We start from the raw sequence: 22,837 nt of genomic DNA on the forward strand, positions 1-22,837 counted from the left end.
CGGGTGCCGCGGAACGGCACAAAAGGGGCGGGCGGGCGGGAAACCGCCGCGGAGCAGCGAAGAACCAGGCCGCGGAGCGGCAAAGCACCACCCCGCGGAGCGGGGAAAGCAGGCCCGCGGAGCGGGCAGAACCCCACCCGCGGAGCGGAGAAGGCCGCCCCGCGGAGCGGAAAACCCAAGGTCACCCCGGGCTCACCCGGGAGTGACCAACCGCGCCTCGTACGCGAACACCGCCGCCTGCGTACGATCCCGCAACCCCAGCTTCACCAGCACCCGGCTCACATGCGTCTTGATCGTCGACTCGGCGACCACGAGCCGCTCGGCGATCTCCGCGTTCGACAGGCCCTGCGCGATCAGCACCAGCACCTCCGTCTCACGCTCGGTGAGCTCCCCGTACGCACCCCGGCTCACCGCCGGAATCGTCGGTGCGTCCGCGAGCTTCGAGAACTCGGTGATCAGCCGCTTCGTGACGCTCGGCGCGAGCAGCGCCTCGCCGGCCGCCACGACCCGTACGCCGTCGGCGAGCTGCCGGGCCGAGGCGTCCTTGAGCAGAAAGCCGGATGCCCCGGCGCGCAGCGCCTGGTAGACGTACTCGTCGAGGTCGAAGGTCGTCAGCACCAGCACCTTGGCGCTGCCGTCCGCCGCCACGATCTCGCGGGTCGCCTCGATGCCGTTCATCTCCGGCATACGGATGTCCATCAGCACGACGTCGGGCGCGAGTTCACGGACTCGCTGGACCGCCTCACGGCCGTTGACGGCCTCGCCGGCGACCTCGATGTCCGGCATCGCGTTCAGCAGGACCGAGAATCCTTCGCGCACCATCATCTGGTCGTCGGCGATCAGCACCCGGATGGTCACCGGTCGCCCCTTTCCGACGCGGGCTCCTCCACCACCGGAACCGGAAGGAACACCGTCACCTCATAGCCCCCGTCGGCCGCCGGCTCCGCCGTCATCTCACCGCCCAGCATCGCGACGCGCTCCCGCATGCCGGTGATGCCGTGACCCGCCCCGTGCGTGGACTTCACCATGACAGGCGCGGACGCGGGCCCGTTGACGATACGCAGGCCGAGGCCGCCGATGACGTAACCGATCTCGACGCGGGCGGCGGAGCCGGGCGCATGCCGCAGCGCGTTGCTGAGCGCCTCCTGCACGATGCGGTACGCGGACAGCTCGACGCCCTGCGGGAGTTCACGGACCGCTCCGGTGACCGCCTTCTCCACGGGCAGCCCCGCATCGCGGACGTTGGCGAGCAGCCCGTCAAGGTCGGCGAGCGTCGGCTGCGGCGCGTCGGGCGCCTCGTAGTCCTCGGCCCGTACGACACCGAGGACGCGCCGCAGTTCGGTGAGCGCGGCCACCGCGTTCTCGCGGATCGTCGCGAAGGCCTGCTCCAGCTCGGGCGGCGGGTTCTCGACCCGGTAGGGCGCGGCCTCGGCCTGGATGGCGACCACCGACATGTGGTGCGCGACGACGTCGTGCAACTCGCGGGCGATGGTGGTGCGCTCTTCGAGGAGGGTGCGCTTGGAGCGTTCGTGTGCGGTGACGGTCTGCTGCGCGGTGACCTCCTCCGCCGCCTCCCGGCGCACGTGCCGGACGGTGACGACCAGCAGGGCCAGCGCGGAGACGAAGAGGAACGGCACGGTGTCGGAGCCGTAGTAGTGCGGCACCAAGGCCTCAGCCGTCAGCCCGAAGAACGCGGTCAGCACCCACATCCAGCCGGCGGTACGCGGCCGCGTCCGGGCCGCGACGACCGTCAGCACCACGAAGTGCGCGAACAACGTGCTCGGTGACCACGGCCATTCACCCCTGCCGACGAGGATGCTGACGAACGGCGTCGACACGAGGGACCCCCAGAACGCGGCGACCGGCCGCACCAGGGTCATCAGAATCGCGGCCGCGGGTATGAGGGCGGCCAGCAGGCCCACGAAACCGCTGGTGTAGTACCGGGTGTATTCGATCCCGACGAGCAACGACAGCAGCGCGCTCGCCACCACGAACGCGTGCGGCGTCCAGGGCGCGTACCTGCGCAGCCGCTGCGGCAGCCGGCGGGCGAGCGGTCCTTCGGTGCTCATGGGCGGCAGCAGGCGGTACGCGAACGCGTCGTGGAACAGGTCCGTGCGCAGTCCACCGAGCACTCCCATGGCGAGGTGGTACTCGGGACTGCGGGACTTCGGCTTGCCCGCCGCGAGGGGCTGGGTACGGGTCTCGGTCACGTACAGCAAGGTAGGGCGCGCCCACCCCGGAGTCGTCAGCAGAAAGAAGGGTCCTGCCGGATCCGTCCCAAGTACTACGCGGGGTCCCAGGAACCCTGCGAGTAGCCCGACGGTCTGACCAGCCCCGTCTCGTACGCGAACACCGCCGCCTGGGTCCGGTCCCGCAGGCGCAGCTTCACCAGGATGCGGCCCACGTGGGTCTTCACCGTCTGCTCGGCCACCACCAGCCGCTGGGCGATCTCCGCGTTCGACAGGCCCTGCGCGATCAGCCCCAGCACCTCCGTCTCGCGCTCGGTCAGCTCGCCGACGCGGGCCTTGAGCGGAGCGCGGGGCGCCGAGTCCAGCCGGGAGAACTCGGCGATGAGCCGTCGTGTGACGCCCGGCGCGAGCAGCGCGTCCCCGGCGGCCACCACCCGCACCGCCTCCGCGAGCTGGGCGGCCGACGCGTCCTTGAGCAGGAACCCGGACGCGCCGGCGCGCAGCGCCTCGTACACGTACTCGTCGAGGTCGAACGTCGTCAGCACCAGCACCCTGACGTCCGGCGTGCCTGCGGTGATGCGGCGCGTGGCCTCGATGCCGTCGAGCTCGGGCATGCGGATGTCCATCAGCACCACGTCCGGGCGTGCCTCGGCGACCTGGGCGACCGCGTCGAGCCCGTCCACCGCCTGGCCGACGACCTCGATGCCCGGCTCGGCGTTCAGGAGCACCGTGAACCCCTGACGGACCATCACCTGATCGTCGGCTATCAGTACGCGGATGGCGGGACTGCCGGTCGTCATGCGGTGTCCTTCATACGGTGTCCTTCATACGCCGTCCTTCGGCGTCTCGTCGAGGGGTGGCGGGGCGGAGGCGGGGAGGAAGGCCGTCACCTCGTAGCCTCCGTCGGGCGTGGGGCCCGCGGTGAGTCCCCCGCCGAGCATGGCAGCCCGCTCCCGCATGCCGAGCAGCCCGTGCCCGGCGCCGGGCGAGGGCGAGGGCGAGGGGGAAGCGGGCCTGTCCGGCGCGGTGTTGGCGACCCGGAGGCGCAGGCCGGACGCCGTGTGCGCGAGCTCGACGCGGACTGCCGAACCGGGCGCGTGCCGCAGCGCGTTGCTCAGCGCCTCCTGCACGATCCGGTACGCGGACAGCTCCACGCCCGGCGCGAGCGCCCGCGGCGGGCCGGTGACCTCGGTGGTCACCGCCAGGCCCGCAGCCCGGGTGTTCTCCACCAGCGCGTCCAACCGGTTGAGCGTGGGCTGCGGCGCGTGCGGGGCGGTGTCGTCGGTTCCTGAGCCGCCCGGATCGCCGGGATGCTCGCTGCGCAGCACGCCGAGGACGCGTCGCAGCTCGGTGAGCGCCTCCAGTGCGTTCTGCCGGATCCCCTCCAGGTTCTCTTTCAGCTCCTCGGGCGGGTCCTTCACCAGGTGCGGGGCGACCTGCGCCTGGATCGATATCACCGACATGTGGTGGGCCACCACGTCGTGCAGCTCGCGGGCGATACGGCTGCGCTCCTCCAGCAGCGTGCGGCGCGCCCGCTCCTCGGCGGTCAGCGTGGTCTGCTCCAGCAGCTGCGTGCGCGCCACGCGGCGGCCGCGCAGCGCGGTGCCCAGCACGACGACCACGCAGAACAGGGTGACCGCCAGCACGCCGGTCGACTCGTAGGCGGCGGCGCCCAGCAGTCCCTGCAGGACGTACGTCACGAGAGCGGTCAGGGCCAGCACCTCGGCGGTGATCCGGGTGCGCACCCGCAGCGCGAGCAGCAGCAGCACGACGGCGTGCCCGACGACGCCGGGCGGGTTCCAGGGCCAGCTGGGGTCACCGGTGACGGCGCCCGACATCAGACGGCCACGCGCTCCCACGGCCCCGACCACCATGGCCGCCGTGGACAGCCACCACGCCGGAACCGGCCGCCACAGCGCGAGCACCACCGAGGCACCCTGCACGATGCCGACCAGCAGGGCGTACTCGGTGCCGAGGCGCCAGTACTCGTCGAGCTGCTGCACGTCGGCGACCGTGACGCCGAACGCGGTCAGGCACACCAGGCCGTGCGGCAGCCAGCGCAGCCACACCGAGGGCGGCAGCGGGTCCGCGCCGAAGGTCCACAGGTCGTCGCGCGCCGCGCGCAGGACCCGCCCCACCCACTCCCGCACCATCCTCACGGCAGCCACCCTAGGCACGGCGCACCGCCCCCTCCCGCGCCGGGGCGCGCCCGCCGTGGACACGGACGACGACCCGCGAGCCGCCGCGGCGGTACGCGCCCCGCTCCAAGAAGCCGCGCCCGCCCCGCTCGAAGGATTGAAAGGCCCCCCAGCACACCGCGAGCGCCAGCGCGAACACCGGTAGCCACGCCAGCCGGGCCGCCACCCACCCGAGTCCGTCGGGCACCGTGTGCAGCCCCGGGAGTGGGCCCCCGCTCCAGCGCGTCGCGGCCAGTCCGGTGGCGGTGACCGCCATCAGCGCGGTCTGGTGCCACAGGAACACCGTCATCGCCGACAGATTGACCAGTGCCACGGACGCCCACGCGGTGGGCCGGGCCATCGCCCGGCGCAGCGGCTCGCGCAGCAGCAGGGCGAGGCCGCATTGGGCCAGTCCGAACGTGACGGCGGCCAGCGTCGGCGGGTTCAGGTTGGACACCGCCGCCCCGGGCACGCCGACCATCGACGCCGGATAGCCCGCCCACGCCACCAGCCCGGCCGCCGCACCCGCCCCGCCCACGAGCAGCACCCACCCGGCGCGCCGGCCGAGCTCACCGCGCGTCCAGGCGGCGCCCAGCGTGAAGGGCACGAGCCAGCCTGCCGCCACGTTGACCCAGCCCAGCCAGGCCGGTCCGCCGAGCCCGAAGCGTACGAGGTCCACGTGCAGGACCACGGCGAACGGCCACAGCGGGTTGAGCCGGGCCACCAGCGGAGTGAGCGCGGTCAGCGCCGCGAACACCAGCAGGAACCACAGCGGGGACAGCGCCAGCTTCAACAACGCCCGGATCGTTCCGAGATCCGTGCCGGAGGCGATCATGCACGCCGCGGCGACCGTCCACAGCCCCAGTACGGCGGCCACCGGCCGGAACAGCCGGGCCAGCCGGGCGGCCAGCCACTGCCCGTACGTCGTCCCGCGTGCCCGGGCGGAAGCGTAGCCCCGGGTGGCCACGTGCCCGCCGACAAGGAAGAACACGGCGAGCGTCTGGAACGCCCAGGAGACCGGCGCCAGCCACGGCATGTGACTGAGCGGGCTCGACGCGCGCAGCCTGCCCCCTTCGGCGACGAGCGCGGTGACGAGCCAGTGGCCCAGCACCACGCCGAGGATCGCGAAGGCGCGGAGCGCGTCGACGGCGCGGTCGCGCTCGGGCGGTGTGGCGGCGTCGGCCCGCCGAGCGAGTCCGCGCGCGCTCTCGACGATGTCAGGCATGGGTCACCTCCGGAGGGTCGCCCAGGACGATCCGGGCGATGCTGTCGAGGGCCTTGGAACCGGGCTTGAGGTAGTCGCTGTGTCCGCCGTCGCCCGCCGCGAAGACGCGGGCGCCGAAGCCGGGCGAGACCGGGTCGGTCCCGAAGCCGACGGTCGTGCCGAACAGCCCGGCGCGGGCGTGCGGGACGTCCGCGATCCAGTCGCCGCGGCCGCGGCCCGCCCACACCCGGGCGGTGGTGTGCAGGTCCGCCGCGGATGCGGCGCCCGTGCCGGGGCTGCCGAACAGCACGAGGTCAGACACCGCGAGGCCGGGGGCGGCGCTGCCGCAGACGACCGTGCCGTAGGAGTGGCAGAGCAGGGACACCCGGGCGTGTGCGTTCAGCCCGCGCAGTTGCCGTACGAAGTCCCGTAGCGCGGGGGCCGCGTCCTGCGCGCGCCCGGACGTCAGGACCTCGGGACTGACCGTGCCCGGCGTCTCGTATCCGAGCCACGCGACGACGGCCGCGCGCCGGCCGAGCCGCTCGTGCAGCGCCACGGCACCGGCCCGGAACCGCTTGTAGGTGTCGAGTGAGGTGTCGGAGCCCGGGACGAGGACGGCGATCCGCCCGGCCCGCGCCACGTCGCCGAACACCTCGACCGCCCGCCCCGCGCCGCGCCCGTCGAAGGCGAGCAACCGCCGGGCAGGGGCGGCCAGTTCGCGCAGGGCTGCCGCACGGTCCCGGTCGCCGTACCGCTCGGCCATCCGCGCCGCTTCGGCGGCATTGGCCCGGTTCGCCGCGTACGCGTCGTCCAGCGTGGCCGCCGTGACCTGCGCCAGGCGGGCCGGTGCCGGGGCCGGGGTCTCCGGCCGCGCGGCTGCGGACAGGGGCACCACGACCGCGCCCACGACGAGCACGGCGAGCAGGGTGCTGCGGAGCCGCCCCGACCGGAATCCCATGCCGCCCTCCCCCTCCAGCGCCCTGGTCCGCCCAACGGGCGCCCTGGGAAGGGACGTTATGAAGAGGGTCGCGTAGCTCGCGTCACACCGGAGAGCTCACTCGGGAGGTAGCTCTCAGGTATGACGGGTATGAGAGGGGCCGTCCGGGCGGCGATCGCCGGCAGGTCTCACCACGCCAGCTGTGCGATCTCCTCCGCCACCACCGCGCACGCGTCCGCCGCCGGATCGATGAGCGGGAAGTGCCCCACGTCCTCAAGCAGCGTCAGCCCCACCACTTCGCCCGCCCTCGCCGCCGCGTCCGCGTACGACTCGGCGACCTGCTGGGGCACGTCGACGTCGCCCCGGCCCTGGACGAGCGTGGTGGCGATCCCGGTGGGCAGCAGCGCGACGGGATCGGCGTACGGCAGCCGCTCGGCGAACGTCTCCCCGCCGCCGAGGAGTTGCTCCACCGCGCCCGAGCACACGTCCAGCTTGCGGGCGACCGTGAAGTCGGCGATCGGTGCGAGCGCGACGGCCCCGCGCAGCGGCGGGGGACCCGCGGTTCGCCACGGCGCGTCCTCGGGGAGCAGGTGGCGCGCGGACGCCCACAGCGCGAGATGCCCGCCCGCGGAGTGCCCCGTGACGACGGTGCGGCGTGGGTCCGCCTGGGGCAGCGCCTCGCGTACGAGCGCGGGCAGTGCGTCGAGCGCGGCGGCGACGTCGTCGAAGGTCTCCGGCCAGCGCCCGGCGACGGGCCCTTCGCCGCCCTGCGCCGGGATCAGGCTGCCCCGCCGGTACTCGACGTTGGCCACGGCGAAGCCCCGGCGGGCCAGGAAGTCCGCGAACGGCGTGACGTGCCCCCGGTCGTACGGGGCGCGCCAGGCGCCGCCGTGCAGGACGACGACGAGAGGCGCCGACGGGGCACCGTCCCGGGGAGCGTAGAGGTCGATCACCTGGTCGGGATGGTCGCCGTAGGTGAGGGTGGCATCCGGCGGGACGGCGGGATGCGAGAAGGCCGACTCCTCTTCCGCGGCACTGCGCGCGGCGTCCTCCGACATGATCCAACCTCTCAGCGCTCCGGCGGTTGGCCGGGACATTATCAGCGCGACGGCGCATCGCCGCGCCACCCCCGTCGCGGACAGACGCCCTGCTGGAGCGCCTGCCCGCAACGGGCGCGTTCAGCCCAGCACGTCCCCCAGCACCCGGGCCGCCCTCTCCACATCCGCGAAGCCCACGTACAGCGGTGTGAAGCCGAACCGCAGGATGTCCGGCGCCCGGTAGTCGCCGACGACCCCGCGCTCGACGAGGCGCCGCATCACGTCACCCGCACGCGCACAACGCAGAGCGACCTGGCTGCCGCGTTCCGCGTGTGCCGAGGGCGTGACCGACTCGACGAGCCCCTGCGGGACGTACGCCTCCACGCACTCCAGGAAGAAGTCCGTCAGCGCCAGCGACTTGGCCCTGACCGCCTCGATCGAGACGCCGTCCCAGACCTCGAGGGCAGCCTCCAGGGCGAGCATGGACAGGATGTCGGGCGTGCCGACCCGTCCCCGCACCACCCCGGTCGCGGCCTCGTACTCGGGCCGCATCCCGAAGGGCTCGGCGTGCGAGTTCCAGCCGGGCAGCGGCGAGTCGAAGCGCGGCTGGAGTTCCCGGCGCACATACAGATACGCAGGTGAGCCCGGCCCGCCGTTGAGGTACTTGTACGTGCAGCCGACCGCCAGGTCGACACCGCACGCGTCGAGCTCCACGGGCAGCGCGCCCGCGCTGTGGCACAGGTCCCACACGGCCAGGGCGCCCGCGGCGTGCACGGCGCCGGTGAGCCCGGGCAGGTCGTGCAGCCTGCCCGTCCGGTAGTCGACGTGGTTGAGCAGCACGGCGGCCGTACGCGGACCGAGCACGCCCGGCACGTCGGCCGGGAGGACCGGGACGATCCGGCACCCCGTCATCCGCGCCGCGGACTCGGCGATATAGCCGTCCGTCGGGAACGTCGAGGCGTCCACGACGATCTCGTCCCGCGCAGTGCCACTGGACGCACCGCCGTCGCCCGCAGTGCCACCGGACGAACCGCCGTCGCCCGACATGCGCACCGCGGCCACCAGCGCCTTGAACACATTGACGCTGGTGGAGTCGCCGACCACGATCTGCCCCGGCGCGGCCCCGACCAGCGGCGCGATACGGTCGCCGATCCGCTCCGGCGCCGTCCACCAGCCGCTTTCGTCCCAGGACCGGATGCGCAGCTCGCCCCACTGGCGGCGTACGACGTCCTCAACGCGCCCGGGGACGGCGCGCGGCAGCGCACCCAGCGAGTTGCCGTCCAGATAGACAACGTCGTCGAGCACGAACCGGTCGCGCAGCCCCGCCAGTTCGTCCGCGGCGTCCAGCTTCGCGGCCTGCGCCGCCTTCTCCTCGTACAGCTCGGGGGTCTCAGACATGGCTGCGCGCCGTCCAGAGCTCGGGGAACACGTTCTTCGATGCGCGCTTCTCCAGCCAGGCCACGCCCGCCGAGCCGCCCGTGCCCGCCTTGGCGCCCATGGCCCGCCGCGTGGCGACGAGATGGTCGTTGCGCCAGCGCCACACCAGCTCGGCGACGTCCGTCAGCGCCTCACCGAGCCGTACGAGCTCGGAGTCCTGGTCGCCGCCGTAGATCTCCGCCCACACGGCCTCGACCCCGGCCGACGGCTCGTACCGCAGCGCCAGGTCCCGCTGAAGGACCTCCGCCGGAATCGCGTACCCGCGGCGCGCCAGCAGCCGCAGCACCTCGTCGTAGAGGCTCGGCTGCTGCAGCGCCTTCTCCAGCTCGGCGTGCACGCGCGGCGCGCCCCGGTGCGGGACCAGCATGGACGCGGACTTCTCGCCGAGCAGGAACTCCATCCGCCGGTACATCGCGGACTGGAAGCCGGAGCCCTCACCGAGCGCCGACCGGTACGCGTTGAACTGTGCGGGGGTCAGCCCGGCCAGCGGCGTCCAGGACGCGTTGAGCGCCTCCAGCTCGCGTACGGACCTCTTGAGCGCCGCCAGCGCCACCGGCAGATCGTCCTCGCGCAGCGCACGCGACGCCGTCTCCCACTCATGGACGACGACGGTGAACCACAGCTCCATGACCTGGGTCGTGACCAGGAAGACCATCTCTCCCGGATCGTCCGAGAGGGGGTGCTGGAGGTGGGTGAGGACGTCCGCCTGGACGTAGTCCTCGTAGGGGGTCGTGCCGGCGAAGTCGAGGTTGGGGGTCTCGGGCTCGTGCGCCCCGTCCCCGTGGATCACCTCGTGGGACATTGCTGTCTCCTGTGAACTCCGGGTAGCGGTCCGCCCCTGCCGTGACGGCACGGGGGCCCCGGTCCCCACGGGCATTCTTCCGCAATCGTCGCCGGAGACGGCAAGACCCGCCTGGGTCACACCGGCCAGACGGGTCTCGGCAGTACCGCGTGGCTCAGCTCAGCGTCTGGGCCGCCGTCGGCGAGGAATCCTTCAGGAACTGGGTGCAGCGCTCGTACTCCTCCTGCTCGCCGATCGCCTGAGCGGCGCGGGCGAGGGCGTGCAGGGCACGCAGGAAGCCGCGGTTCGGCTCGTGCTCCCACGGCACCGGGCCGTGGCCCTTCCAGCCGCTGCGGCGCAGCGCGTCCAGACCACGGTGGTAGCCGGTGCGTGCATACGCGTACGACTCGACGACACGGCCGCCCTGGAACGCGTCGTCGGCCAGCTGGGCCCAGGCCAGCGACGATGTCGGGTGCTTCGCGGCGACGTCGGCCGGCGCCGTACCGCTCGCGAGGAGCTCACGGGGCTCAGGGTCGTCGGGCAGATGGGTCGGGGGCGGTCCCCCGAGCAGATTCTCGTGAATGGCCATGGCCCCAGTCTGCCTTGCCTCGCACACGGGCCCGGCACCCCTGGGGGTGCCGGGCCCGGAAACGCACAGGCAGCCGAAGACTCAGGCCGCCGCCCCTGCCGTTACTTCAGCTTGGTGCCGGCGGAGCGCAGGTCGGTGCAGGCCTCGGTGACACGCTTGGCCATGCCCGCCTCGGAGAGCTTGCCCCAGGTCCGCGGGTCGTAGGTCTTCTTGGAGCCGACCTCGCCGTCGACCTTCAGGACGCCGTCGTAGTTCTTGAACATGTGGTCCGCGACCGGACGCGTGAAGGCGTACTGGGTGTCGGTGTCGATGTTCATCTTGACGACGCCGTTCTCCAGGGCGGTGGCGATCTCCTCCTTGGTGGAGCCGGAACCGCCGTGGAAGACGAAGTCGAACGGGTCGGCCTTGCCGAACTTCGCCGCGACACCGGCCTGCAGGTCCTTGAGCAGCTCGGGGCGGAGCACGACGTTGCCCGGCTTGTAGACGCCGTGGACGTTGCCGAAGGAGGCGGCCAGCAGGTAGCGGCCCTTCTCGCCCAGGCCGAGCGCCTCGGCGGTGCGGATCGCGTCCTCGACGGTGGTGTACAGCTCGTCGTTGATCTCGTGGCTGACGCCGTCCTCCTCGCCACCGGTCGGGGTGATCTCCACCTCGAGGATGATCTTGGCGGCGGCGGCCTTGGCGAGGAGCTCCTGGCCGATGGCCAGGTTGTCGGCGAGGGTCTCGGCGGAGCCGTCCCACATGTGCGACTGGAAGAGCGGGTTCCGACCGGCCTTGACGCGCTCGGCGGAGATGTCGAGCAGCGGGCGTACGTAGCCGTCCAGCTTGTCCTTCGGGCAGTGGTCGGTGTGCAGCGCGACGGTGATGTCGTACTTCTCGGCGACGATGTGCGCGAACTCGGCGAGAGCGACGGCGCCGGTCACCATGTCCTTCTTGTACTGGCCGCCCAGGAACTCCGCGCCACCGGTGGAGATCTGGATGATGCCGTCGCTCTCCGCCTCCGCGAAGCCGCGCAGCGCCGCGTGCAGGGTCTGCGAGGACGTCACGTTGATGGCCGGGTAGGCGAACTTGCCTGCCTTCGCCCGGTCGAGCATCTCGTTGTAGACCTCGGGGGTTGCGATGGGCATCTGTCCGCTCCTTGTGATGTGCGGGTCGGGTGTCTTCGGAGCCCTGACCTAGGGGGCGACGTCATCGTCGTGCCACATCTTTCCAGACGTGGCGAAATCCTCCAGCCACGGACAGGACCTTCTACGCGCAAAGGACGGAAGGTTTCACGTGAAACCCCCCACCCTCCACCAAAACAGCAGGTCAGCGACCTGATGACCACCGCGGGCGACCACGTCACGAATTGACGTCGACTGCATGCAGCCCGTAGCGACGCGCCGGATCCGCCTCAGTCGAGCCCCAGCTCGTCCTTGGAGAAGGCGAAGAGATACGGCACGCCGGCGCCCGCGGTGATCTTCTCGGCGGCCCCGGTCGCACGGTCGACGATCGTCGCGACGGCGACGACCTCGGCACCGGCCGCCCGGACCGCCTCGACGGCGGTGAGGGGCGAACCGCCGGTCGTCGACGTGTCCTCGACGACGAGAACGCGGCGGCCCTTGATCTCCGGACCCTCGACCTGCCGCTGCATGCCGTGGGTCTTGGCGGCCTTGCGCACGACGAACGCGTCGAGGGTCTTTCCGCGGGCGGCGGCCGCGTGCAGCATCGACGCGGCGACCGGGTCGGCACCCATGGTGAGGCCGCCGACCGCGTCGTAGTCCAGCTCGGCGGTCAGGTCGAGCATGACCTGACCGACCAGGGGTGCGGCGACGCCGTCAAGGGTGACCCGGCGCAGGTCCACGTAGTAGTCGCCCTCCAGACCCGAGGAGAGGGTCACCTTGCCGTGCACCACGGCCTTGTCCTTGATCTGCTGCAGCAGCGCGCCGCGTACGTCACTCATGCCTGTCAGCTTAAAGGCGCCGCCAGCTCCAGGTCGTCGTGGTCTCGAGCGGCTCCAGGGGCGTGACGAAGCGGGGGGTCGAGTTGAGTCCGTCGGGCGGCCCGGTCTGCGGCTCCACGCAGACGGCCTCCTTCTGCTCGTCGTACACGACGACCCACTGCTCGCGGCTCTTGACGTTCAGCTCCAGCTGCCCGGGCCAGGTCAGCGTGACGTCCACACCCTCGGGCATCCCGAAGCAGTCGTCCCAGGGCCCCGGCCGCGGCGCGATCCGCCTCCCGGTCGGCAGATGATCGCTGCCGCGCTCCTCCTGCCACGCGGCCGCGAAGTCCAGGCGCACGTCGTCGCCGCCCAGGCTGCGGTTGAACCAGGGGTGCCACCCGGCCTGCGCCGGGAAGGTGGACTCATACGTCTCGACGGACATGGTCAGCGTCAGCGCGTCCTCCGCCAGCTCGACGACCTGGCTGACACGACCCGGGTACGGCCAGGGGTCCGTCAGGTCGTACGTGAACACGGCGGACGACTCGTCCACGCGGCCCGTGCGCCACTTGCCGTCGCGGGCCGTGCCGTGGATGGCGTGCGGGGCGGCGTTGAGCGGCATCTGGTGGACGACGGCGCCGTCCCGGAAGCGGCCGTCCCTGATGCGGCCGCACCACGGGACCATGGGGAAGCAGCCGTAGCGGTCGCCCTGGCGCAGCAGTTCGGTGTCGCCGAGTCGCAGACTTCCGAGTCGGCAGCCGTTGGCGGGCTGCACGGTCACCTCCGCGTCGCCCGCGGTCAGCGTGATCTCTCCACTACTCACGTTGCCGACCCTACGTTGTACCCCCACGGGGGGTGCGGGTACTGGGCCAGGGCGCCCTCCGTCGTGGGTTGTGCCCACCCTCCCCCAGCTACCGCTGGGAGGTGCCCCCAGCCCTGCGGAACGATTGCCCACAACGGGAGCGGCGGCGCTGCCCACCCCGCCCACCGGCAGAGAGCGAACCAGAGTCAGGCCCGGCGTCGCCGCAGGGCCCGGCCCACGACGATCGCCGAGGCGACGACGAGGGCGGCGGCCGGTGCCACCCACCGCAGCGTGACCGTCGTGGAGATCGACTCCGGCGCCGGCACAGGCGCGTACCGCCCGCGCGGCGGCGCATGGTCCACCTCCTCGGCGCTGCGCCCGATCATCGTCCGACGCGCGTGCGCGGCCTCGGCCGGAGGCTCCGCCCCCGACACCTCCTCGTCCTCCGCGAAGGGATCCAGCGACGACGACGGCACCTCGGTCTCGAAGACAGAGCCCCCGGGCTCCACACCCTCGGAGCCCAAGGAATCCTCGGAATCCGAGGAGCCCGAGGAATCCTCGGATTCCTCCGAACCGGCGGCGCTGGCACCGACCCCCGCCCCCAGCCCTTCCCCGAACCGCGTCAGCAACCGCCGCGCCGCCGACTCCACCGCCTCGGACCCGAGTTCGGCGGCGCGGCCGTCCGCGGTCGCCGTCGCGTTGAAGGTGAGCGTCGTGCCTCCGTCCGCGGCGGTGAGGCGGAGTGTCAGGGCGAGTTTGACGCCGCCGGTGCCACGGGCCTCCGTGGCCTCACCCTCGACGGCGTACGACCCGTCGGCCTGCCCGCTGAGCCGCAGCGCACCGCGGTACGTGATCGTATGGCCGCCGATGCGGACCTTGAGGCGGCCGGACACGGGCGGCTCTCCCGCGTCCTGTTGGAGCCCGGGGACCGCCCGGGCGACCCGCACAGGGTCATCCAGCACCTCCCGCAGAGGCTCCACCGCAACCGGAACGAACACCTCATGCTCCATGCCGCCGAGCCTACTCACGACGCCCGCCCCTGTACCTGCGTCCGCACAGAAGTCCCGCACATTGCGCACTCACAGAACCGACGCTCCAAGCCCTCACCGAGCCCCACCGACCGGACCCTCAGCTCCCCGCCCCGTACCGCGGATGCACCAACGTCGAAGGCGGCAACCCCGTCATCCGCGTCCGGCCGAGCTCCCGCGCACCCGCGACCAATGCGGCCTGGGTGAGCGAGCGCGTCGGCGGCCCCGCGGGGTCGAGCACCACGCCCGGCCGCGTACGTCCGGCCAGCACGAACGCCCAGTCGCGCGGCGCACCCGAGCCGCTCGACACACGGTCGAGCAAGGACGCGGAACGGGTGAGCCGCCCCTCCACGCGGTACGGCGCGGTCCGCAGCCCAGCGGAGCGGACGGTCGCCTCGACCGTCCAGAAGACGCGGGGACGGGAGCCCGCGGAGCCCGCGTGCACCACGAGCCGCCCGTCCTCGGCCAGCACCCGGGAGACCAGCCCGTAGAACTCCTGCGAGTAGAGCTTCGCGCTCCTCGTGAGAGCCGGATCAGGCAGATCCGAGATCACCACGTCGTACGTACGGTCCATGCTGCGCAGCTGGTGGAAGGCACCACCGTCGGTGACGTGCACCCGGGGATCGCGGTACACGTGCCCGTTCAGCGCACTGAGCGCCGGATCATTGCGCGCCAACCGCACGACGTCCGCATCGAGTTCGATCACGTCGACCCGCTGGACCCCGCTGTACCGCAGCACTTCGCGGGCCGCGAGGCCGTCGCCTCCGCCGAGGATGAGCACGCGCGCGTGCGGACCGTTCATCGCGGGGTGGACCAGCGCCTCGTGATAGCGACGCTCGTCGTGGCTGCTCACCTGCAGCCGCCCATCGAAGTAAAGATCCAGAGAACCGTTCCTGCCACCGGTGAGAACGATCTCTTGTTCTTCGGTCCGGACGACGGCCCGGACGTGCGGGCCGTAGATGGCCTCCCGCGCCGCCTGCTCGAAGTCGTCGACGAGGGCGACGCCCGTGCCGAGCAGAGCGAGCACGGCCGCGTTGACGGCGATCAGCGCGCGCCGGCTGCGCGCCGACAGGTCACGCCGGAACAGGCCCAGCACCAGCGCGGCGCCGGTGAGCGCATTGACCGCGCCGGTGAGCAGCGCACCCGTCAGCTGCCCGTACATCGGCAGGAGAAGGAACGGGAAGGCGAGCCCTCCGATCAGCGCGCCCACATAGTCGGCGGCGAAGAGGTCGGCGACCGCGCCCCCTGCGTCCTGCCGCCGGATCCGCTGGATGAGCACCATCAGCAGCGGCACTTCTGCCCCGATGAGCACGCCGATGACCAGCGAGAACACCACCAGCAGATACCGGGATCCGCCGGCCCATGCTCCCCCCAGGGATCCGGTCCAGGCGAAGACCGCGTACAGCGCCATCGCACTGCACCCGCCGACCAGCGCGAGTGCCGCCTCGACCGCGCCGAATCCGGCCGCCGCCCGGCTCCGCAGCCGCTTGGCGGCGAGCGATCCGATGCCCATGGCGAAGACCATCACGGACAGGACGACCGAGGTCTGGGTGACCGAGTCGCCTGTCAAGTACGTCGCGATGGCAACCAGTTCGAGTTCGTATACGAGACCGCAGGCCGCGCAGACGAAGGCGCCGAGGAGAACGAAGAACCGGCCTGTCCCGGAGCGCACGGGCAGGGGCGCCGGTCTCACCCTGCTCCGGGACGGCGGGGCGCCCGTCGGTGCGGCGCGCGCTGACGTATCGACCACCCTGCGAACGCTACGTCACCGCACATCCGCGTCCAGTCACCCACACGCGTGGAAACGGGTGCGGCGAACGCATACTCGGCACCCTCTCAACGCACCCGTCACAGAAGGGCGTTCACCACACGGGGACACAACAGGCTGACAGCGACATAGCGGACACACGACGCGGCGAACGCAGCACGCGGTGAACACAGCGCGCGCCAAACGCAGCACGCGCCGAACACAGCACGGCGATCACAGCATGGCCACCAGAGGGGGCGGTGTCACAACACGGCCGGCACCCTGATGCCCACGCGCGTGCGGGTCGCCACCAGCTGCCCGTCCTGCGGGTACGCATGCCAGGTACGCCAGTGCACCTGCCCCTCGTGGCGCTGGGCCAGCATCGCGGTGAACGCGTAGGGGCTGCCGGGAAAGACGCCCGCCAGACCGTTCGGGTGGTCGGCGACCAGCGCCAGGAGTTCCTGTGCCCGCCCGGCGAAGGAGCCAGGAGAGAGAGTCTCGACCCGGGCCGCGAACTCGTACTCCCAGTCGCCGACGCGCTTGGCGACTCCGAGCGGCAGCGGTGTGCTGCTGCCCGGGATGCAGGCGACGGTCTCCGAGCAGGTGCCGTGCTCCTCCTCCAGGAGCACCTGGTGGGATGCGCCGAGGAGCCTCAACTGCAGCGTGGCCCCTGGAAGGTCGACATCGAGGGTGGCGAGCGCGGGGAGCGGCTCCCTTCCGAGGGCCCAGGCAAGGTCGGCCGCGCGCGTGTCGGTGTAGGCGGTCTGGAGGGTGGTGAGCATGGGGGCTCCGCATAACACGCAAAAAAGGGAAGGCCGGCGCGCCCCGGGAGGCACCAGGAGATCGACCGGTCGAACACCGGACGATCGGTGAGCCGGCTCGCGCCCAAGAGAAGATCCCGAGAGGCGCGTTGACGGTCACGGAAAGCTATGTTGACGGTTAAGAGCGGCTATGTTGACGGTTAAAAGGAAATCATGAACAACACCGGTGTCACAGCGCTTTTACCCAACTTGCCAACCTTTCCATCCCCCCGAGGGCCCCACTGCTCACCTGTTCAACTGCACAGCACCCGCGGGGGACTTGCCCTGCGGGTGCCGTTCTGCCTAGCAGGCCGGACCGCTCCAGGCGGCGAACCCGCGTCTCGCGGACGGGTGTGTGACGTACGCCTGTAGCGCGCTCCGACTGTGGTGGGACCCGCCACGCTCAACCACCGTGCGTAGCGCGCTCAGGAGCCGCCCCCGCAGCCACCGCCACCGCACGACGACCCGCCCCCGCAGGACGAGCCGCTGCTGCACGACGACCCGCCGGAGTGCCCTCCCCCGCTGGCCCACCAGCCGCCGTCCGACGAACGCCGCGCACGCGAACCCCGTCCGGCCTTCCGGCCGGCCCTCCTGGTGTCGTCCTTCGACGCCGCCACGATCATCAGGAAGATCGCGACGGCGACCACTGCCGCCAGGATGATGCCTACTGCCATGGCCTCATCCCTCCTCTCGTTCCCCCGAAGCAGGCCCCCCGTGGGCACTCGCTCCTGCGTGGCAGGGGGATGCCCGCGGCCCCGCGAGGCCAAAGCAGAGTTGAGGAAGTTCTGAGGGTTGTTCAGGGAAAACGGCCCCTGACCTGCTCAGAAAGGCAGTTCAGGGGCCGTCCGTGCTTCGCTGGGCCGTCTGTGGGCCGTGATCTTCCTGCGAGAGACGCTGAAACACCGTGTCGATGGCGCGCCGGGCACGCTCGCGGCTGTCGGGCATCAGGTGGGCGTACACCCGCAGCGTCAGCGCCGGGTCAGCATGCCCCATGTACTCGCTGACGGCCTTGATGTTCTCACCCGCGTCCAGCAAGGCGGAAGCGTAGAAGTGCCTCAGAGCGTGCATGCCGTGCTCGCGCGCCGACTCGTACTTGCCGTCCGCATCCGCTGCCAGGATCAGGCCTGCGGCCGCGAGAGCGGGCTTCCACTCCTTGCCGTTGAAGTTGCTCCGCCACACCATGCCTCCTTGCTCAGCCGTGAAGATCAGCCGGGCGGACACCTTCGGGCCCTCCGGCACGTCCCACGGCAACGTGATCTCTACGGGCTTGAAGGCGTCCATGTGAGCCCGGAGGGCTTCCGCTACCGAGTCGGGCAACGGCACGTCCCGCTTCTTGCCGCCCTTGGGGAGAGCGAACACGGGGTGCCCTTCGACGTGCTTGATCTGCTGGACCACATGGAGCGTGCGCCCGTCAACGTCGATGGCATCCTCAGCCAGCCCGAACACCTCGCCCTGACGCAGGCCACACCCGGCCCCGACATCGACCATCGCTCGGTACCGCTCCAGCAAGGCCGCTCGAACGGCGAACACCTGAGCGGGCACCCACGGGATCACGGGGTGCGGGTCAGGCTTGGGCCGCCGGACGGTCCGGGCACCGCACGGGTTGCGCGACAACAACGTGTCGTCGACAGCGGCAGACAGTACCGACTGAACGTCCGCGAAGATGTTCCGGGCGTAGGAAGGGCCGACGCCGGGTTTCGCTTCCAGGGCGGCAACGAACTCCCTGATGTGCTCCGGCCGGAAGGTCCCGATCGGCCGGGAGCCGAGCACCGGGTAGGCGTGCAGCCGCAGGCGCCGGCCGAGTTCCTTGCGGGTCATCGCGCTGGGTGTCTTGGTGTCCAACCATTTCTCGGCGTACTGCCGGAACGTGATCTGCATGGACTTGGGGTCGGTGTATTGACCGCGCGTCATGTCCGTCTCTACGGCGCTGAGCCACTTCTCAGCGAGACGCTTCTTGCCGTCGGGGAAGGCCTTGGACTTCTCGGTGCCGTCGGGGCCGACGTACCGGGCCCGATAGCGCATGCCCTTGCCATGCCGATCGCTCTTGACGCGGACGGTCTTGCCGTCGGCGTCAGTTTCGGTCTTGTACCAGCGGTCTTGGATGTGGCCTGCCATGCGGTGGCGGGTCCTTTCGCGGGATGCAGTAAGGGAGAGCCGCTGGTGGCGGCTCTCCCTTACTGGGGTGTGGCCGGTGTGGGGTTAGGCGGCGGCGTGGTCGGCACCTTTGAGGTTGGTGACGCAGGCGCGCACGTCGGCCGGGTCGTAGCGGACGTGCTTCCCGATGCGGAAGCCGGGCGGGCCGGTGCGCTTCCTACGCCACTGGTAGACGGTCTCTATGGGCACCTCGAACATCCCGGCGATGTCGTCGGGAGTGAGGTACCGGTCCGGAAGGCCACCCCGGAGAGTGGCGCGGGGGTCGGGGTCTGTCGGCTGTGCCATAAGGGCTCCAAACGGGGAGGGCATGGCAGCGTGTGTCCGAGGTGCGGATTTCTGCGTCATTGCGTCATCAGCGTCATTTGGGCTTCGGTCATCTGGCCTTTAGCGGGATTGCAGCGTCCCCGCCCTCTGCGCATGGACGGCACACACACCCCTATGTGGCTTTCGACTCGGAACCGCCGGCCTGCCCCGTGCGGTGGTGGTTCAAGTGTCGCCAAACGGCGAGGACTTCGGGAGCGTGTACTTGGGGGTGCACTCGTGCACTCCTACGTTGCAAAGCCTCTGCACCCTGGCCCTGACCTGCGTAGAGTGACGGTGGGTCAAGCTGGTACTACGGCCGCTCTCTGGGGGTTCGATGGCAGACCGGAACGCCAGACTGGCCGCGCTGATGCAGGAAGCTGACTTCTCGCACAAGTCGCTTGCTCGCGGTAGTCGCCGCTGCCGCTCGGTCGGGTGAGGACATCACCTGTGACCACACGTACGTGACCAGGTGGCTCAAGGGCTCCATCCCGCGCGGCAACGTGCCGCAGTTCATCGCCGACGCGATCGGACGCAAGCTGGGGCGTCAGCTCGTGATCGATGACATCGGGATGGGCGACGCGGCAGTGTCCGCCGTACAGCCGGACTTGGGGCTTGACTTCGCGGACAAGCCCGAGAGCACGGCCAAGACGGTGACCGACCTGTGGCGTGCCGACCTGGCCGACGCTGAGACGCTGGTCCGGGCACTGCCCGATTCCGCAGCTTGGAACGCCGCGTCGCTGCGCTGGATCGTGGCCCCTCCGGACGGCGCACTGACGCGGACGGGCAACCGGGCGGTCGGCGCCGTGGACGTGGACATGGTGCGCTCGACAACCGACGCGTTCAGCATGCTTGACGGGAAGTTCGGCGGTGGCCACGCCCGGCGGGCACTGATCCAGTACTGCACACGGATGTCCGGCCGATGCTCGACGGCAAGTACTCCGACGACGTGGGCAGGCAACTGCACTCGGCCGTGGCGGAAGCGCTCCTACTCGCCGGCTGGATGTCGTACGACAGCGGCCTTCACGGCATCGCTCAGCGGTACCTCATCCAGGCACTACGCATGACGCAAGCGGCCGGTGACAGGCTCCTCGGCGGAAGCATCCTGTCGGCCATGAGCCATCAGGCCACGTTCCTGGGGCGGTACCAGGACGCTGCCACGCTCGCCCGTGCCGCGTACACCGGTCCGGGTCCTGCCCTGGGGCCGACCATGGCCGCACAGTTCCGCGCGATGGAAGCGCGGGCACTGGCCCGACTGGGGGATGAGCGAGGCTGTGACCTCGCCCTTGTGGAGGCGGAACGCAAGCTCAGCCAGCGGACGGCCGACAGCGACCCGCCGTACATCGCGTACTTCGACGAAGTGGAGCTTGCAGCCGAGATAGGCCACTGCTTCCGTGACCTGGGGCGCTCCGTGGAAGCCACGGAACGGGGCGCCGGCTCCGTCTTCGGCGACGGCCTGAACAACCGAAGCGACTTCTTCGCAACGATGGTTCATGCTGAGGCATACATCAACCAAGGGGAGATCGGCCGCGGATTCGATATCGCGCTGAGCGCGCTGCGACTCGGCTAGGGGTTGAAGTCAGCGCGCTGTGTTCAGTACGTGCGGGAGTTCCAGGGGCGCGTCACGGACGGGATGAGGCGGGCCACGGAGTTCCGCGAATTCGCGGAACAGGCCCGTGGCTTCCGCCTCTGGCAACAAGCGTGACGTTTCTAGAATGGCGCCCAGTCTCGGCGAGAGCCACCGGAACGTAGGCTTTCCACCCGCTTCTCAACTTCCTCGGCCGCGCGTGGATTGGTGCCGGCGTTCTGCGAGAGCCACGTGACCATCAGCAGTTCTCGGATGCTCCGGAGAACGGTGTATCCGGACCATTCCCGCACGTCGAACCCGTACCCGGCGACGAAATCGGCGTACTCGGCTTCTGTGTGCCAACCGAAGCTGTCGTAGTACATGGCGGTCTGCATGAGGTCCCACTCTCGGGGGCCCGTGACGAACCCGTCCAGGTCGATGATGTTCGGACGGCCAGCTGCGTCACGCAGGACGTTGCCGACGTTGAAGTCACCGTGCAGATGACCCGCCGGAAGCGCGAACCGGAGACGGCCGTACTCGGCCGCCAAGTCGTCGGCCATGGATCGGAGAAACGCACGGGTGGTGTCCGGAATGGCGGCGCGCTTCAAACGCTGCGCGACCCTGTCGAAGGGCTGAAGGAGCGGGAGCGAAAAAGGCGGCGGCTCCAGTTCGTGAAGCCGCCGCAGCAGTACACCCATCTCTCCCGTACTCGCGTACGTGTCTCCGTCGGCGAGACCTTCCCAGAACGTCACCGGGTGGCCCTGAACGACGACCGGCTGTTCGGCCACCGTGACGAGTCGCGCGGCCGGATATCCCTCGGCCGGGAGCCATTCCGCTACGGCCACTTCCCTCCGCACGGAGGTGAGCCGATCGGGACCCCGGCCGACCCGGGAGACGATACGGCCGCCGTCGATGCGGAACACCGCGTGGTCCCCGAATCGCAGCATCTCGATTCCGTCCGGTTCCACGTCCGCGACCTCGCATGCCCTGCGCAGGATGGCGCCCGCCGCGCCCGCGTCGAACTCGGTTCGTTCGGTCGTCGTCATGCCGTCTGAGTCCCCCGTCCAGCCGGCAGCGCGCGGACTTCCCGCCCTCGCGCCGCACCCTTGCCGATCAGCCCTTGCCCCTCCATCTGCGCGATCGCGGAACGTACGGCAGTCCGCGAGGCCCCGAACCGTTCGCACAGCTCCTTCTCGGTGGGGAAGCGGTCGCCGACCCTGAGCCCGTCGGCCCGCAACAGGTCGGTCACCTTCTCGACCAACGGCCGGCGGTCACCGGTCCCCGCCACGAACCACCCGGCACCCTGTACGGACTCGATCACGCCCTCAGCCTTGAGCGTGGCAAGCGCCCGTTCGATGGTGCTGCGGCTGACGCTGTACTCGCTCACGAGTGCCGACTGAGACGGCAGTGCCTCGGTGATCTTTCCCTTCCTGATCTTCTCGCGGAGAGATTCCGAGACCTCCAGGTACGTACCTCGCGGACTGCCCTGCGGCACGTGGCCTCCCCTTCGTCGATCTCGCTGGCGTCCCGGTGGGCGCCTCACAGATCCAAGTTTTCCACGTCCCGTGCAACCGACCGATGGACTTGTCCTCCTTCCGTTCAGAGCCGGTCTTTGTCCAGTGCGCTGACCTACGCCATCGTTCACCGCCGTACGCGCACCCTGGCTGACCTGCCGCGTGAGCCCCCACGGACGCCCCCGCGTGCAATGGGGATGCGCGCCATCAGCGGCAGCTTCGGACGTCCCCCAGGAAAGATGGGCTAGACCACAGCGTGGCGATGGGCGGTCGAGCTCCGCCGCGAAGAGCCCGGCCGCGGACGATCAGTCGCGCGTCGGGACCGCCATGCTCGCGGAACAGGATGCCTGCACAAAGGGCTGGATCATCTCGTCGGGAGTAGAGCACTGGCGGAGCGGAACGCCAGTGCTCTACTCCCCGACGGCCTCATACGGCGCATGCGCTCCGTCGAGCGGCCAGCACGAAACCTACGCCCAGGCCGAGCATGACGACCCCGAGGGCCGCGACTGTAGAGAGCGGAACTGCCGCGCCCGTGTCAGCCAGTGCCGGGGTCACCGTGATGGTCACCGTGGCGGTGTCCTGGCCACCTTGGCCGTCGCTGATGGTGTAGGTGAAGGTGTCGGTGCCGACGAAGCCGGGATCCGGGGTGTAGGTGATCG

At 70.9% G+C, this 22,837-nt stretch carries 24 protein-coding genes; 2 read left to right on the plus strand and 22 right to left on the minus strand.

Annotated elements, in window-relative coordinates; translation table 11 throughout:
- Positions 1-192 precede the first annotated feature (192 nt).
- The 19 genes from STSP_RS24585 to STSP_RS24675 form a co-directional block, all read right to left on the minus strand.
- Complete coding sequence (locus tag STSP_RS24585; protein WP_067282195.1) at positions 193-858, minus strand: response regulator; 666 nt, start codon at positions 856-858, stop codon at positions 193-195.
- Complete coding sequence (locus STSP_RS24590) at positions 855-2,219, minus strand: sensor histidine kinase (protein WP_067282197.1); 1,365 nt, start codon at positions 2,217-2,219, stop codon at positions 855-857. The genes STSP_RS24585 and STSP_RS24590 overlap by 4 nt, the downstream gene beginning before the upstream one ends.
- A 65-nt stretch (positions 2,220-2,284) precedes the next feature.
- Positions 2,285-2,989, minus strand: a complete 705-nt coding sequence (locus STSP_RS24595) for a response regulator (RefSeq protein WP_067282199.1) — start codon at positions 2,987-2,989, stop codon at positions 2,285-2,287.
- A gap of 24 nt (positions 2,990-3,013) precedes the next feature.
- Positions 3,014-4,342, minus strand: coding sequence for a sensor histidine kinase (locus STSP_RS24600; protein WP_067282254.1), 1,329 nt, complete (start codon positions 4,340-4,342; stop codon positions 3,014-3,016).
- A gap of 16 nt (positions 4,343-4,358) precedes the next feature.
- Positions 4,359-5,591: an acyltransferase family protein gene (locus tag STSP_RS24605; protein ID WP_067282209.1), complete on the minus strand. Its 1,233-nt coding sequence runs from the start codon at positions 5,589-5,591 to the stop codon at positions 4,359-4,361.
- Positions 5,584-6,528, minus strand: coding sequence for an alpha/beta hydrolase (locus STSP_RS24610; RefSeq protein WP_067282210.1), 945 nt, complete (start codon positions 6,526-6,528; stop codon positions 5,584-5,586). Before STSP_RS24610 ends, STSP_RS24605 begins: the two co-directional genes overlap by 8 nt.
- 167 nt (positions 6,529-6,695) lie before the next feature.
- On the minus strand, positions 6,696-7,565 hold the full coding sequence (locus tag STSP_RS24615) for an alpha/beta hydrolase (protein WP_067282213.1): 870 nt from the start codon (positions 7,563-7,565) through the stop codon (positions 6,696-6,698).
- Positions 7,566-7,685: 120 nt separating this feature from the next.
- Entirely contained in the window at positions 7,686-8,942 is a 1,257-nt protein-coding gene (gene kynU, locus STSP_RS24620; protein WP_067282215.1) for a kynureninase, read from the minus strand.
- Positions 8,935-9,783, minus strand: a complete 849-nt coding sequence (locus STSP_RS24625; protein ID WP_067282217.1) for a tryptophan 2,3-dioxygenase family protein — start codon at positions 9,781-9,783, stop codon at positions 8,935-8,937. The genes kynU and STSP_RS24625 overlap by 8 nt, the downstream gene beginning before the upstream one ends.
- Before the next feature lie 154 nt (positions 9,784-9,937).
- Positions 9,938-10,351, minus strand: coding sequence for a DUF3151 domain-containing protein (locus STSP_RS24630; protein ID WP_067282219.1), 414 nt, complete (start codon positions 10,349-10,351; stop codon positions 9,938-9,940).
- A gap of 101 nt (positions 10,352-10,452) precedes the next feature.
- Positions 10,453-11,475, minus strand: a complete 1,023-nt coding sequence (gene fbaA, locus STSP_RS24635) for a class II fructose-bisphosphate aldolase (RefSeq protein WP_067282222.1) — start codon at positions 11,473-11,475, stop codon at positions 10,453-10,455.
- Between the two features lie 266 nt (positions 11,476-11,741).
- A complete protein-coding gene (gene pyrE, locus STSP_RS24640; RefSeq protein WP_067282224.1) occupies positions 11,742-12,290 on the minus strand; it encodes an orotate phosphoribosyltransferase in 549 nt (182 codons plus the stop codon).
- A 10-nt stretch (positions 12,291-12,300) separates the two neighbouring features.
- A complete protein-coding gene (locus STSP_RS24645; protein WP_067282227.1) occupies positions 12,301-13,089 on the minus strand; it encodes an aldose epimerase family protein in 789 nt (262 codons plus the stop codon).
- Positions 13,090-13,274: 185 nt separating this feature from the next.
- Complete coding sequence (locus STSP_RS24650; RefSeq protein ID WP_067282229.1) at positions 13,275-14,078, minus strand: SRPBCC domain-containing protein; 804 nt, start codon at positions 14,076-14,078, stop codon at positions 13,275-13,277.
- Between the two features lie 118 nt (positions 14,079-14,196).
- The gene (locus STSP_RS24655) at positions 14,197-15,846 is read right to left on the minus strand and encodes a polyamine aminopropyltransferase (protein ID WP_067282232.1); all 1,650 of its coding nucleotides are present in this window, start codon (positions 15,844-15,846) and stop codon (positions 14,197-14,199) included.
- Positions 15,847-16,106: 260 nt separating this feature from the next.
- Complete coding sequence (locus tag STSP_RS24660; protein ID WP_067282236.1) at positions 16,107-16,625, minus strand: DUF2617 family protein; 519 nt, start codon at positions 16,623-16,625, stop codon at positions 16,107-16,109.
- A 443-nt stretch (positions 16,626-17,068) separates the two neighbouring features.
- The gene (locus STSP_RS24665) at positions 17,069-17,317 is read right to left on the minus strand and encodes a hypothetical protein (RefSeq protein ID WP_067282255.1); all 249 of its coding nucleotides are present in this window, start codon (positions 17,315-17,317) and stop codon (positions 17,069-17,071) included.
- Positions 17,318-17,477: 160 nt separating this feature from the next.
- Positions 17,478-18,758, minus strand: a complete 1,281-nt coding sequence (locus STSP_RS24670; protein WP_067282238.1) for a tyrosine-type recombinase/integrase — start codon at positions 18,756-18,758, stop codon at positions 17,478-17,480.
- Between the two features lie 84 nt (positions 18,759-18,842).
- Positions 18,843-19,082 (minus strand): helix-turn-helix domain-containing protein, encoded by a 240-nt coding sequence (locus STSP_RS24675; protein WP_067282240.1) that lies wholly within the window; start codon positions 19,080-19,082, stop codon positions 18,843-18,845.
- 479 nt (positions 19,083-19,561) lie between these two features.
- Between STSP_RS24675 and STSP_RS40395 the strand changes: the two genes are divergently transcribed.
- A complete protein-coding gene (locus STSP_RS40395; RefSeq protein WP_232789775.1) occupies positions 19,562-20,164 on the plus strand; it encodes a hypothetical protein in 603 nt (200 codons plus the stop codon).
- Positions 20,165-20,211: 47 nt separating this feature from the next.
- Positions 20,212-20,667: a hypothetical protein gene (locus tag STSP_RS40400; RefSeq protein ID WP_232789776.1), complete on the plus strand. Its 456-nt coding sequence runs from the start codon at positions 20,212-20,214 to the stop codon at positions 20,665-20,667.
- Positions 20,668-20,807: 140 nt separating this feature from the next.
- Here STSP_RS40400 and STSP_RS24685 read toward each other — a convergent pair whose 3' ends face one another.
- From STSP_RS24685 to STSP_RS24695, 3 genes are all read right to left on the minus strand, one after another.
- Positions 20,808-21,587 carry a phosphotransferase enzyme family protein gene (locus tag STSP_RS24685; RefSeq protein ID WP_232789777.1) on the minus strand — a complete coding sequence of 260 codons (780 nt, stop codon included), beginning with the start codon at positions 21,585-21,587 and terminating at the stop codon, positions 20,808-20,810.
- 119 nt (positions 21,588-21,706) lie between these two features.
- On the minus strand, positions 21,707-22,159 hold the full coding sequence (locus tag STSP_RS24690; RefSeq protein WP_067282249.1) for a GntR family transcriptional regulator: 453 nt from the start codon (positions 22,157-22,159) through the stop codon (positions 21,707-21,709).
- Between the two features lie 445 nt (positions 22,160-22,604).
- Positions 22,605-22,837 (minus strand): Ig-like domain-containing protein (locus STSP_RS24695; protein ID WP_157902892.1); only part of this gene is annotated, 233 nt, incomplete at its 5' end.

The organism is Streptomyces jeddahensis (assembly GCF_001642995.1).
Lineage (GTDB): Bacteria > Actinomycetota > Actinomycetes > Streptomycetales > Streptomycetaceae > Streptomyces > Streptomyces jeddahensis.